Below are 12,522 nucleotides of genomic sequence, written 5' to 3'. Positions count from 1 at the left end.
TCAGGCCTTGGGGATGTCGAACAGGTTGGCGATGTTGGCGGCCAGGCCCAGGTCGCCCTTGGCCTTCAGCTTGCCGGTCATGAACATCATCACCGGGTTGGCGCCACCGGAGACGATCTTCAGGAACTCGACCGGGCCCATGGTGAGGCTCAGCTTCGGGTCGCGGGTCGCGGTCTCCGAGACGGTGCAGGTGCCGTTCTCGATGACGATCTCGTAGGTGTCGGTGCCACCGTCCGGACGGCCGGTGATGTTCCAGTGGATGACCGCGTTCGTGGCACCGGCGCGGTCGGCGCGGAACAGCGTGGGCATCCGGTTGAAGACCTCGCTGAGGATCTTGCCGCGCGCGTCACCGGACATGATCTCGGCGATCTTGGCGTCCGGCGTGGACTTGACCAGCTGCGCGAATTCCTTCGGGCCGACGTTCGCGAAGTTGGCCGGGTCGAAGTCAGTCATGGGGGATTGCACCTCTCGGGCGGGGCCACTTTGGTTACTCTGGCGTAACCTTACGCACGGGTAGGTATGCTCGCAAGGGTGTCCAGCACGCCGACCTTCAAGCGCCTCCCCCGCGCCGTACGCGAGCAGCAGATGCTCGACGCGGCGGTGAAGGTGTTCTCCCGCCGCGGCTTCCACGCCGCCAGCATGGACGAGATCGCCGACGACGCCGGCATCTCCAAGCCGATGGTGTACGCCTACCTCGGCACCAAGGAGGAACTCTTCATCGCCTGCCTGCACCGGGAGAGCACCCGGATGATGGAGGCGATCGCCGGCGCCGCCGCCCCCGACCTGCCCGCCGACGAGCGGCTCTGGCGCGGGCTGCGCGCGTTCTTCGGCTTCGTCGGCGCACACCGCGACGGCTGGGCGGTGCTCTACCGGCAGGCCCGCGGCTCCCAGCCGTTCGCCGCCGAACTCGCCACCATGCGGGGCCGGCTGGTCGAGGTGGTCGCCGGGATGCTCGACCACGCGCTGCGCGCCTCCGGCCGCGAGGTCGGCGCCACCGACCTGGAGGTGGTCGCGTACGGGCTGGTCGGCGCCAGCGAGTCCCTCGCCGACTGGCTGGCCGACCACCCGGAGGCGGACGCGGGGAAGACGGCGACGCGGATGATGAACGTGGCCTGGCTCGGCGCCGACCAGCTTCTGCGCGGCGTCACCTGGCATCCGCCGGCGGTGTAAGGAAGGGCCCCTTCTTAACGCCTCCGGTAGTAAAAGGGCCCCCTTTTAACAGTCGCGCCGCGCGGCGGCCCGCCGGTGCGCCCGCCGCCGGCCCCAGCGAACGGCCTCGAACAGACCGGTGACCGCCAGCGAGATGGCGACGCCGGCGAGCAGCCCGGACAGCGGGTTGTGCTCGAACGCCAGCCCACCGAAGTAGCCCAGCAGCCCGCAGTAGACCCCCCAGGTGGTGCACGCCAGGCCGTCGTACAGCAGGAACGTGCGCGCCGGGTAGCGGACCGCGCCCATGGTCAGCGTGACCGCGGTCCGGCCGCCGGGGACGTACCGGGCGGTGGTCAGGATCATCCCGCCGCGCCTGTCGACCGCCCGGCGGGCCCACTCCGAACTGGCCCGCCGCCTGCTGTCCGCCGGGAAGCGGGCCAGCCGGTGCGCGCCGCCACCGCGCCCGATCGCGTACGAGATGTGGTCGCCCACGAGCGCGCCGAGCGCGGCGGTCACGATCACCAGCGCCAGGTTCGGCTCGCCGCCGGCCGCGAAGACCCCCGCGGTGATCACCACAGTTTCGCCCGGTACGGCCGGGAAGAACGCGTCGACCGCGGTGACCGCGATGATCACCAGGTATACCCACGGTGACGTCACCGTGTGGTGCAGCAGGTCGAGCACGTCCCCCATGCACCCATGCTCGGGGGTGCGGTGTTAAGCCCGGGCCCTTCCCGTGCAAAAGGCGTCAACAAGGGGCCCTTCCTTCTCCTCGGCCGTGGGCCCGCGCGACGTGAGCACCACCGGCGCCCCCAGCGCCTCCGAGACCGCAGCCGGCCAGTCGGCGGGCGACTCGTCCAGCACCGGCCGGGCCCGCATCAGCCGCTCGGTGAGCGCCGCCTGCCGGTCCAGGTCACCGGCCGGGCCGGGGACGAGCCGGTCCAGACCGTCGTACCGGCGGCAGATCCGCAGCTCCGGGCCGGCCAGGTCGAGGTGGGTCAGCGCCAGCCCGTCCACCCCACCGGCCACCTCCAGCGCGTACCGGTGGGCGACCGCGTCGAAGTGCCCGAACCGGAAGCGGCCTTGCCAGGGGTTCGTCCCGTTGTGGCGGTCGGTGAACGGCAGCGCCGCGTCCTCGGTGACCAGCGGCCCGGGACCGTGCCGGGTGGTGGTGGTTCGCAGCACGCCGAGCCGCTGCGCGGTACCGGCCATGCCCGCCTCGGCGAGCAGCGTCTCGGCGTTGGCGAACGTCGTGGTGCTCCACGTCGTGTACGGGTGGAAGCCGTGCCACTCGTCCAGCAGCACCCCCTGGGCGCCCTCGAACACGCAGGGGCCCTCGCGCAGCGCGGATGCCAGCCAGGTCCGGTCGACGATCGCGACCCGGCGCGCGAAGGCCGCGTACGCGGGCAGGCAGTCCTCCACCGGCGGCGCGTCGAGCGGGCCCAGTTCGGCGGTGAGCCGGTCCCGTAGCGCGGTCAGCCGCCGGCGCAGCACCGCCGGGCGGCGGCAGTCCGCCACCCGGGGTGCCTCGTCGGGGTGGGCGAGGCCGTACGCGACCGCCTCGCCCACCCCGAGCCCGCAGGAGCCGTGCCGGTCGGCTCCCCGGGCGATCTCCCGGGCGCGGTTCGCGGCCCGGTGGTACGGGGTGGCGAGCAGCGCCTCCCCGTCCACTGTCAGACGGTCGAGCGCGTCCGGCACGCCGACCGACGCGAGGTGATCGGCCTCGGCGGCCAGCGCCAGCGGGTCCACCACCACGTGCCGCGCCAGGTGTGTCCGTACGCCCGGACGGAACGTCCCGGCGCCGAACTGCGCGAACGTGTGGTGCCTCCCGTCGCGCAGGACGACGTTGTGCGCCGCCTGCGCGCCCCCGTTGAACCGGACCACCGTGTGCACCTGCCGGGTGGCGCAGAGCAGGTCCACCACTGTGCCCTTGCCGGCGTCGCCGTAGCCGAGGTCGACCACCGTCACGTGGTTCACAGCCGGGTGACCCCGCTTCCGCCGTCGGCCGGGCTGAACGGCAGCGTCGCCACCGCACACCGGCCGGAGCCGAGCCGGGCGAGCGCCTTCGAGACGGTCCGGGTGGCGGTGGAGCCGGCCCGGTCCAGGTCGCGCAGCCCGGCGTCCAGGTCGATGGCCTGCTCGCCGAGGCCGACGGTGAGCGCGATCGTCTCGCAGACCGCGTCCAGGTCGTCCAGCTCGACAGCGTTCTGCCCGAGCAGGCCGCGCCAGAAGTCCAGCACCTTGCGGTTGCCCGCGTAGTGGCTGCCGGCGGGCAGCAGGTAGTAGGTGTCCCAGCGCGCGGTCACCTCGTCCACCATCTGCCGGACCGGCATGTCCTCGCCCAGGCCGTCGCCGATCAGCCGGGTCACCTCAGCGGCCTTCACCGCCGGGTACGCCAGTTCGTCGCCGATGATGAACAGGTAGCCGCGCCGGCCGCGCTTGTCCCAGCTGTCGGTGGCCGTGTGCCGGGCCATGAAATAGAGCGCCAGCTCGTACGACTCCATCATCTGGCCGCCACCGCCGCCCTCCAGCACGATCCGGCCGAGGTCGTCGTCCATCCGGTTGTCGGACTCGAACTGCCCGACCTGCAACGGCACCCGGTCGCAGGTGGCGTCGCCGATCGCGCCGAACATGACCTGCGGGTCCTTCGCGTACCCCTGCCGCAGCAGCAGGCCGAGCAGCTGCGGCAGCTTGCTCTGCAGCACCCGGGGTACGTGTCCCATCGAGCCGGTGACGTCGAACAGCACGGCGATCGGCGTCGACTGCGGGTGCTCGGCGGAGTCGCGGCTCTCCCGCAGCGCGTCGCGCGGGTCGAGCGCCGGGTGCACCTTGCGGGCGCCGCTGTCGCTGTACGAGAACGCGCTCTTTCCGGTGCGGCGCCGGTAACGGTCGGCGGCGTCGTACACGTCGGTGGACCAGATTCCACTGCCCACGGCAGCCTCCCTACGGGTTGAGGGTGAAGGGTCGGAAGGTGCGCGGCCCGTACAGCCGGTGCAGCACCTCGTCCAGTTCGCGCAGCAGCCGCCAGGCGTCGTCCGGCCGGCTGGCGAGCGCGGCGCCCTGGCAGCCGTCGGCGAAGGCGCGCAGCTCGCGCGGCGCGCGGTCGCCCATCAGCCAGGTCATGCAGCGGGCGGCCATCGCGATGTCGGTGCCCGGGCCGCACTGCCGCTTCGCGGCGACCTCCGGCGGATACCAGGCCTCGTGGCCGGGCACCAGCGCCGGCACGAGCCCACCGGGCTCGGCCGAGAAGCACCAGTCGACGAGCACCACGCCGTGCGCGTCCGGCTCGATCAGGACGTGCCGGGGCAGCACCGCGCCGTGCACCACGCCGGCCCGGTGGGCCAGGCCGAGCGCCACGAGCAGCCGCCGCCACATCCAGGCCGCGTCGCGCGGGTCCAGCCCGTCCGGGTACGCGCGGCGTACGTCGTCCAGGCTGCGCAGCCCGGGTACGGTCACCAGCTCGTTGACCTGCCGTTGCACGCCCGTGGACGGGTCACGCGCCGGGTAGGAGTCGACGAGCCGGGGCACGTATGCGAGGTGCTTGGCGTCGCCGCGCTCGGCGATCCGGCGCAACGCGCGCGCCTCGCGGGCCATCAGGTCGTTGTCGCCGGGGTGCCGGGCCACCTTGAGCAGCCGCCCGTCCCCGTGGTCGTGCAGGTCGGCGACGTCGCCGGCGTACGTCGGGGCGGGGGTGCGCCACCGGGTGGTGACGGTGACCAGCGCTTCGGCGGCGGCGGCGCGTACCCCGGGCTCGGCCGCGCCCAGCCGGTCGGGGTGCAGCGCGCCGACCAGCTCGCGGTAGCGGCGGGCCGGCTCCTGCGTGCCGAACAGGTCGGCGTCGGTACGCGCAGCGGTGACCAGCCGGATCGCCTCCTCGGTCCTCACCGCACCGTCTCCTCCCGGGCGGGGCGCAGGAGCGCCGGGTGCAGCAGCCGGGCGTCTCCGGCGCGGTAGAGCTTGGCCCGGGGGCCGCCGCGCGCGCCGCCGCGTTCGGTGCTGGCGCCGGTGCTCTCCACGAAGCCGGGCACCGAGAGCACCTTGCGGTGGAAGTTGCCGGCGTGCAGCGGGTGGCCCCAGACCGTCTCGTAGACCTCCCGCAGCTCGGTGACTGTGAACTCGGGGGCGAGGAACCGGGTGGCCAGCGGCGTGTACTCCAGCTTGGAGCGGGCGCGCTCCAAGCCGTCGTCGATGATCCGGCCGTGGTCGAAGGCGAGCTGCCGGCTGGTGAGCGCGGTGACCGGCAGCCAGATCGCCTCGTCGGCGTCGGTGTCGGCGACCGGGTCGGGCAGGTCGGGGGCGAATGCCAGGTGCGCGACCGAGACCACCCGCATGCGCGGGTCGCGGTCGGGGGCGCCGTAGCTGCCGAGCTGTTCCAGGTGCACCCGGCGCAGCCGCTCGCCGCCGAGGCCGGTCTCTTCGGCCAGCTCGCGCCGGGCGCCCGCGGTCAGGTCCTCGTCCGGGTGGACGAAGCCGCCGGGCAGCGCCCAGTGCCCCGCGTAGGGCGGCGCACCCCGGCGGATCAGCAGCAGGTGCAGCGCGCCCTCGCGGATGGTCAGGGCGACCACGTCGACGGTGACCGCGACCGCCGGGTAGTCCCGGGGGTCGTACCCGGCGAGGAAGTCCTGCTCGTTCACGGTCACTCACTCTCAGGTTGAGAACAACTCAATCTGAGAACAACTTAGCGCCGAAAAGAGGGGACGGCAAGTCCCCTCTTTCGCTCAGCGCACCGAACCGACCAGATGCGGCCTTCCGTCCCGGGCGCTGTGCAGCGCGAAGTCCCAGCCCGCGCCGGTCGTCGAGGCGCTGAACGCGACTGTCGACGGCAGCGGCACCGGCAGCTTGAACGACACGTCCACCGTGTACGCCTCGGGCAGCCGGGGTTCCAGCGCGGCCAGGCAGCGGGCCTTGCTCCACATGCCGTGCGCGATCGGGCGCGGGAAGCCGAACAGCCGCGCGCCCAGCTTCGACGTGTGGATCGGATTGTGGTCGCCGGAGACCCGGGCGTAGTCCGTACCCACGCGGGGTGTCACCCGCCACCGGGCCGAGGCGGCCGGCGGCGCCGGGCGGTCGCCCCTGTCGCGCCGCGGGCCGCCGCCGGACGCGCGCTCCTTCCCGAGGTACGTGGACACGCCGCGCCACACCTCCTCGCCGCCGATCGACCCGACCAGCACCACGTCGAGCTGGCGGCCCCGCTCGTGCGGGCGCAGGTTCTCCGCGTACGTGTGGAAGTCGACGTTCTCGCCGACCTCGACCGGGCGGTGCACGGTGATCCGGTTGGCCACGTGCACCACGCCGGTGAGCGGGATGGGAAAGCCCGGACCCGTCATCAGCCGCAGCGACAGCGGGAACCCGAGCACGTGCAGGTACGTCGCCGGCAGCCGGTCGGTCAGCCGGAACCCGCACACCCGGTCGTAGTCCGCCAGGTGCCGCTGATCCACAGCGACCCCGCCAACGGCAAGTTCCAGCCCCGGCACGTCCCCACCGCGCCGCCCCCCGACCCCAGGCACCACCCCGAGTAGCGCCCGCCGATAAAGCGCCGAACTGGCCGGCAGCCCGTCCAACTCCACCCGCCGCCGCCCCGCCGCTCCTTCACCCCGTTGATCATGAAGTTGGCTGCCTTGTGGATCTCCAGAAATGCCGTCAACTTCATGATCGTCGGAGGAGGGGCGGGCCTGCGTGCGAGCCAGGGCGGCGGCTCGGGCCGCCGTGAGGTCGCGGGTGGGGCCCTCGATCAGGTCGTGCAGGGTCAGGTCGTCGTCCTCGTGGTCCTTCGGCATCACGCCCCCAGGAGGCTCTGGCCGCAGACCCGGACCACGTTGCCGCTGACCGCGCCGGTCGCCGGCCAGGAGAGCCACCCGATCGTCTCGGCCACGTCCACCGGCAGGCCGCCCTGGGCCATGCTGTTCATCCGCCGTCCCGCCTCGCGGATGGTCAGCGGGATACGCGCGGTCAGCCGGGTCTCGATGAAGCCCGGCGCCACGGCGTTCAGGCTGATCCCGCGCTCGCGCAGCACCGGGGAGAGCGAGTCGACAAGGCCGATCACGCCGGCCTTGCTCGTCGCGTAGTTGGTCTGCCCCCGGTTGCCGGCGATCCCGGCGATCGACGAGACCGAGACGATCCGGCCGCCGGCCGGAATCAGGTCGCGTTCCAGCAGCACGTCGTTGATGCGCTCCTGGCTGGACAGGTTCACGTCGATCACCGAGTCCCACCGGTCGGCGTCCATCCGGCCCAGCGTCTTGTCCCGGGTGATGCCCGCGTTGTGCACCACCACGTCGACCCGCCCGTGCCGGGACGCCAGGTGCTCCGCCAGCCGGGTCGGCGCATCCGGCGCGGTCAGGTCGAGCTGCACCGCGCTGCCGCCGATGTCGTTGGCGACGGCGGCCAGCTCGTCCCCGGCCGCCGGGATGTCCAGCGCCACCACCTGCGCGCCGTCGCGGGCCAGCACCTTCGCCAGCGCCGCGCCGATGCCCCGGGCCGCGCCGGTCACCAGCACCACCTGCCCGTCGAGTGGCCGGTCCCAGTCGGCCGGGGCGACGGCGGTGCCGGTGCCGACCCGGATCACCTGGCCCGAGACGTACGCGGACCGGCCGGAGAGCAGGAACCGGAGCGTGGACTCCAGGCTCACCGGGGTGCCGGCGTCACCCTCGCGCGTGACGTAGACCAGCTGGGCCGTCACGCCCCGGCCGAACTCCTTGCCGATGCTGCGGGTCAGGCCCTCCAGCGCGCGCTGGGCGGTAGCCTCCCGGGGGGAGCCGCACTCGGCCGGCGGCGTGCCCAGCACGATCACCCGGCCGCTGGGCACCAGCGAGCGGGCCTGCGGGTGGAAGAAGTCGTAGAGCTGGCGCAGCCCGGCGGAGTCGGTGATGCCGCTGGCGTCGTACATCAGGGCCGCGAAGCGGCGGTCGGCGTCGTGGGCGGCGACCGGGTCGGCCAGCTCGACCCCGGCGGCGGTCAGGATCTTCCCGGCCGGCTCGGCGATCCGGCCGCCGGCCGAGGAGCCGAGCAGGACCGGCCCGGGAACGAGCGGGTCACCCGGCGTGTGTCGGCGCAGTCGGGGCGGGTCGGGCAGCCCGAGGCGCTTGACCAGCGCGCGACCGGCCCCCGTCTGGACGAAGCTCGCGTACCTGTCGGTCATAGGCGTAGCCTACTGGCGAGTAGGGTTCGGGCAACAGTTTCGAGGGAGGCCGATCGTGCAGAGTGTCCGGCGGGTCGCGGTCATCGGGGGCAACCGCATCCCCTTCGCCCGGTCCAACTCGCGCTACGCGCACGCGTCGAACGCGGACATGCTCGGTGCGGCGCTCGACGGGCTGGTCGCCCGGTTCGGGCTGGCCGGCGAGCGGGTCGGCGAGGTGGTGGCCGGCGCGGTGCTCAAGCACTCCCGCGACTTCAACCTCACCCGTGAGGTGGTGCTCGGCTCCCGGCTCGACCCGCACACCCCCGCGTACGACATCCAGCAGGCCTGCGGCACCGGGCTGGAAGCGGCCATCCTGGTCGCCAACAAGATCGCCCTCGGGCAGATCGAGGTCGGCATCGCCGGTGGCGTCGACACCACCTCGGACGCGCCGCTCGCCGTCAACGAGGACATGCGGCGCACGCTGCTCCAGCTCAACTCCGCCCGTACGCTCGGCGAACGACTCAAGATCGCGGCGAAGCTGCGCCCGCACCAGCCGTTCAAGCCGGAGATCCCGCGCAACGCCGAACCCCGTACCGGGCTGTCCATGGGTGAGCACGCGGCCCGCACGGCGCTGCGCTGGAACGTCGACCGGACCGCGCAGGACGAACTCGCGCTGCGCTCGCACCAGCGGCTCGCCGCCGCGTACGACAAGGGGTTCTTCGACGACCTGATGACCCCCTACCTGGGGCTGACCCGCGACCAGAACCTGCGCCCGGACACCAGCCTGGAGAAGCTCGGCTCGCTCAAGCCGGTCTTCGGCGCCTCCGGTGCGGACGCCGAGCGGGCCACCATGACCGCCGGCAACTCCTCGCCGCTCACCGACGGCGCATCGACGGTGCTGCTCGCGTCCGAGGAGTGGGCCAAGGCGCACAACCTGCCGGTGCTGGCCTGGTTCTCCTGGTCCGAGACCGCCGCCGTCGACTTCGTGCACGGCGACGAGGGCCTGTTGATGGCCCCCACGTACGCGGTGCCGCGGATGCTGGCCCGCGCCGGGCTGAGCCTCCAGGACTTCGACTTCTACGAGATCCACGAGGCGTTCGCCTCCCAGGTGCTGGCGACGCTGGCGGCCTGGGAGTCGCCGGAGTTCTGCAAGGAGCGCCTCGGCCTGGACGCGCCGCTCGGTTCCATCGACCGGGAGAAGCTCAACGTCAACGGCTCGTCGCTGGCGGCCGGGCACCCGTTCGCCGCCACCGGCGGCCGGATCGTCGCCACGCTGGCCAAGCTGCTGGACCAGAAGGGCAGCGGGCGCGGCCTGATCTCCATCTGTGCGGCCGGCGGGCAGGGCGTGACAGCGATCCTGGAGCGCTGACGACGGCGTCCCGCCCGGTTCTCCACCGGGCGGGCAACCCGCCTGCCGGCCCGTTCCGTCCCCTGGGCATGAGGCGAACGAGGAGCGGCGCCCCGTGACCGGGCGTGACGAGGAGTTCCGCGACTACGTGACCGCCCGGCTGGAGCCGCTGCGCCGCACGGCGTACCTGCTCTGCCGGGACTGGCACACGGCGGACGACCTGGTGTCGATCACGCTGGGCAAGCTCTACCGCAACTGGCGACGGGCGCTCGGCGCGAACAACATCGACGCGTACGTCCGGGGGATGCTCACCAACGCGTGGCTGGACGAACGGCGCCGCCCGTGGCGGCGGGAGCACAGCACCGACGAGGTGCCGGACCGGGCGGACCTGGCAGCCGGGGAGCCGTCGGTCGGTGAGCGGGAGATGCTGCTGGACCTGCTGGGCGGGCTCGCGCCGCGGCGTCGGGCGGTGGTGGTGCTCCGGTTCTACTGCGACCTGTCCGTCGAGGAGACCGCGCAGATCCTGGGCGTCACCACCGGCACCGTGAAGAGCCAGTCCGCCCGCGCGCTGGAGACGCTGCGGCTGCTCGCCTCGCACCATTCGACAGTGGAGAGCGGGAGGCGGCGATGACGTACCGGCAGATCTTCGACGCGGCGATCGGCGACGCGCCGCCGACGACGGTCGACGTGGACGCCCTGGTGGCGCGGGAGGGCCGGCGTCGCCGGCGTCGGGTGGGCGCGTACGCCTCGGCGACAGCGGTGCTGGCGCTGGCGTTCGGCGTCGGCGTGGTCGTGCAGCCGGGAGCGTCAGGCGGCCCGGCGCCCACCCTCCCGGTCGCGTCGGCCTCCGCCTCCGCCCGGTCCGAGCCGGAGCGCCTGCAAGCGGCGATCCTTACCGCGTTCCACCGGGAGGCGCCGGACCTGCGGTGGGTGCAGGGCGGGTCGACCGCCGACCGCGAGACCTGGGACGGCCCGGTCACCGACACGCCGCCGTGGACGGTGAAGCCGTTCCAGTGGGAGTCCATGACCGGCTGGTTCGCGGTGGGTGTCGCCGCTAGGGGCGAGGTCCGGTCGTATCTGACCATCAACGTGGGCAGGATGCGCCCCGGCCACACGAGCCCGGGCGACTGCACCCCCGGCCAGGTCACGTGCCGGTCCTTCACCGGCCCCGCGGGTGAGCTCGTGGTGGCGCACGACACGGAGGGCAGGCGCCTGGTCGGGTCGGTGACCAAGCGCACGGTCCTGCGTAGCGTGACCGTCGAGCGGGCCGACGGCACCAACGTGTCGGTGCAGACGGTCTCGTCCACCGACCGGCATCTGATGACAGTCGAGGAGATGGCTGCGGTCGCGCTCGACCCGGAGATCCGGCTGGGCTGACGCCGTGTCCCGGTCCGGCCCGCCCACAGGCCGGACCGGGTACCGGCGTCGCCGGGACCGGCCCGGGCCTCATGAAAGACTGAGGTACGTGACGACGATCCCGAACGTGCTCGCCAACCGGTACGCCTCGCCCGAACTGGTCGCCCTCTGGTCGCCGGAGGAGAAGGTCCGGATGGAGCGCCGGCTCTGGCTGGCGGTGCTCAAGGCCCAGCGTGACCTCGGCGTGCCGGTGCCGGACGGGGTCGTCGAGGCGTACGAGCGGGTGGTCGACCAGGTCGACCTGGCCTCGATCGCGGCGCGCGAGCGGGTCACCCGGCACGACGTGAAGGCCCGGATCGAGGAGTTCAGCGCGCTCGCTGGGCACGAGCACGTGCACAAGGGGATGACCTCCCGAGACCTCACCGAGAACGTCGAGCAGCTCCAGATCCGCGCCTCGCTGGAGCTGATCCGGGACCGCGTGGTCGCCACGCTGACCCGGCTGGGCTGGCACGCGGGCGAGTACTCCGCGCTGGTGATGACCGGCCGTTCGCACAACGTCGCCGCGCAGGCCACCACGCTCGGCAAGCGCTTCGCGTCGGCGGCCGAGGAGCTGCTCATCGCGTACGAGCGGCTGGAGGACCTGATCGGCCGCTACCCGCTGCGCGGGATCAAGGGACCGGTGGGCACCGCCGCCGACCAGCTCGACCTGTTCGACGGCGACGCCGGCAAGGTGGCCGAGCTGGAGCAGCGGGTGGCCGGGCACCTGGGCTTCCGCCGGGTGCTGGACAGCGTCGGCCAGGTCTACCCGCGCTCGCTGGACTTCGACGTGCTCTCCGCGCTGGCCCAGGTGGCCGCCGCGCCGTCGTCGCTGGCGACCACGATCCGGCTCATGGTGGGCCAGGAGCTGGTCACCGAGGGCTTCAAGCCGGGCCAGGTCGGCTCCAGCGCGATGCCGCACAAGATGAACACGCGCTCGTCGGAGCGGGTGAACGGCTTCGCGGTGATCATCCGGGGTTACCTGTCGATGGTCGGTGAGCTGGCCGGCGACCAGTGGAACGAGGGTGACGTCTCCTGCTCGGTGGTGCGCCGGGTCGCGCTGCCCGACGCCTTCTTCGCCGCCGACGGGCTGTTCCAGACGTTCCTCACCGTGCTGGACGAGTTCGGCCCGTACCCGGCGGTGATCAACCGGGAGCTGGAGCGTTTCCTGCCGTTCCTCGCCACCACGAAGATCCTCGTGGCCGCCGTACGCCGGGGTGTCGGCCGGGAGGTCGCGCACGAGGTGATCAAGGAGCACGCGGTCGCCGTGGCGCTGGCGATGCGGGAGAAGGGCGCGGCCGAGAACGACCTGTTCGACCGCCTCGCCGCAGACGGCCGGCTGGGCCTCACCCGGGCCGAGATCGACACCCTGGTGGCCGACCGCAACGCCTTCGTAGGCGCCGCCACCGACCAGGTCACTCGGGTGACCGCAAGAATCACCAAGATCGTCGAATCCCACCCCGAGGCCGCCACCTACTCCCCGCCCCCCATCCTCTGACCTCTTCTTCCGGTTCTTCCGGTC

At 73.0% G+C, this 12,522-nt stretch carries 13 protein-coding genes; 5 read left to right on the top strand and 8 right to left on the bottom strand.

Annotation, left to right across the window (positions count from 1 at the left end):
• Positions 1-453 carry an SCP2 sterol-binding domain-containing protein gene (locus tag IRY44_RS09920; protein WP_194800159.1) on the bottom strand — a complete coding sequence of 151 codons (453 nt, stop codon included), beginning with the start codon at positions 451-453 and terminating at the stop codon, positions 1-3.
• A 78-nt stretch (positions 454-531) separates the two neighbouring features.
• Between IRY44_RS09920 and IRY44_RS09915 the strand changes: the two genes are divergently transcribed.
• Positions 532-1,170 carry a TetR/AcrR family transcriptional regulator gene (locus IRY44_RS09915; protein ID WP_194800158.1) on the top strand — a complete coding sequence of 213 codons (639 nt, stop codon included), beginning with the start codon at positions 532-534 and terminating at the stop codon, positions 1,168-1,170.
• Positions 1,171-1,215: 45 nt separating this feature from the next.
• Here the strand turns inward: IRY44_RS09915 and IRY44_RS09910 are convergent, their stop codons facing one another.
• From IRY44_RS09910 to IRY44_RS09880, 7 genes are all read right to left on the bottom strand, one after another.
• Positions 1,216-1,839 (bottom strand): DedA family protein, encoded by a 624-nt coding sequence (locus IRY44_RS09910; protein ID WP_194800157.1) that lies wholly within the window; start codon positions 1,837-1,839, stop codon positions 1,216-1,218.
• A gap of 24 nt (positions 1,840-1,863) precedes the next feature.
• A complete protein-coding gene (locus IRY44_RS09905; RefSeq protein ID WP_194800156.1) occupies positions 1,864-3,123 on the bottom strand; it encodes an adenylosuccinate synthetase in 1,260 nt (419 codons plus the stop codon).
• Positions 3,120-4,079 carry a hypothetical protein gene (locus IRY44_RS09900; RefSeq protein ID WP_194800155.1) on the bottom strand — a complete coding sequence of 320 codons (960 nt, stop codon included), beginning with the start codon at positions 4,077-4,079 and terminating at the stop codon, positions 3,120-3,122. The genes IRY44_RS09905 and IRY44_RS09900 overlap by 4 nt, the downstream gene beginning before the upstream one ends.
• A gap of 10 nt (positions 4,080-4,089) precedes the next feature.
• On the bottom strand, positions 4,090-5,031 hold the full coding sequence (locus tag IRY44_RS09895) for a serine/threonine protein kinase (protein ID WP_194800154.1): 942 nt from the start codon (positions 5,029-5,031) through the stop codon (positions 4,090-4,092).
• Positions 5,028-5,786 (bottom strand): NUDIX domain-containing protein, encoded by a 759-nt coding sequence (locus IRY44_RS09890; RefSeq protein ID WP_194800153.1) that lies wholly within the window; start codon positions 5,784-5,786, stop codon positions 5,028-5,030. The genes IRY44_RS09895 and IRY44_RS09890 overlap by 4 nt, the downstream gene beginning before the upstream one ends.
• Positions 5,787-5,864: 78 nt before the next feature.
• Complete coding sequence (locus IRY44_RS09885; protein ID WP_194800420.1) at positions 5,865-6,782, bottom strand: MaoC/PaaZ C-terminal domain-containing protein; 918 nt, start codon at positions 6,780-6,782, stop codon at positions 5,865-5,867.
• Positions 6,783-6,922: 140 nt separating this feature from the next.
• The gene (locus IRY44_RS09880) at positions 6,923-8,281 is read right to left on the bottom strand and encodes a 3-oxoacyl-ACP reductase (protein ID WP_194800152.1); all 1,359 of its coding nucleotides are present in this window, start codon (positions 8,279-8,281) and stop codon (positions 6,923-6,925) included.
• Positions 8,282-8,336: 55 nt separating this feature from the next.
• Here IRY44_RS09880 and IRY44_RS09875 point away from each other — a divergent pair, with 55 nt between their 5' ends.
• From IRY44_RS09875 to purB, 4 genes are all read left to right on the top strand, one after another.
• Positions 8,337-9,629: an acetyl-CoA C-acetyltransferase gene (locus tag IRY44_RS09875; RefSeq protein ID WP_069088131.1), complete on the top strand. Its 1,293-nt coding sequence runs from the start codon at positions 8,337-8,339 to the stop codon at positions 9,627-9,629.
• Positions 9,630-9,723: 94 nt separating this feature from the next.
• Positions 9,724-10,239, top strand: a complete 516-nt coding sequence (locus tag IRY44_RS09870) for a SigE family RNA polymerase sigma factor (RefSeq protein ID WP_194800151.1) — start codon at positions 9,724-9,726, stop codon at positions 10,237-10,239.
• Positions 10,236-10,985 (top strand): hypothetical protein, encoded by a 750-nt coding sequence (locus IRY44_RS09865; protein ID WP_194800150.1) that lies wholly within the window; start codon positions 10,236-10,238, stop codon positions 10,983-10,985. The genes IRY44_RS09870 and IRY44_RS09865 overlap by 4 nt, the downstream gene beginning before the upstream one ends.
• Before the next feature lie 88 nt (positions 10,986-11,073).
• Positions 11,074-12,498 carry an adenylosuccinate lyase gene (gene purB, locus IRY44_RS09860; RefSeq protein ID WP_194800149.1) on the top strand — a complete coding sequence of 475 codons (1,425 nt, stop codon included), beginning with the start codon at positions 11,074-11,076 and terminating at the stop codon, positions 12,496-12,498.
• The last annotated feature ends 24 nt before the right edge of the window (positions 12,499-12,522 follow it).

It is taken from the genome of Micromonospora sp. ANENR4 (genome assembly GCF_015354395.1).
GTDB classification, from domain to species: domain Bacteria; phylum Actinomycetota; class Actinomycetes; order Mycobacteriales; family Micromonosporaceae; genus Micromonospora; species Micromonospora aurantiaca.
The sequence above is the reverse complement of the archived record's forward strand: the minus strand, read 5'-3'. Positions and strand labels throughout refer to the sequence as shown.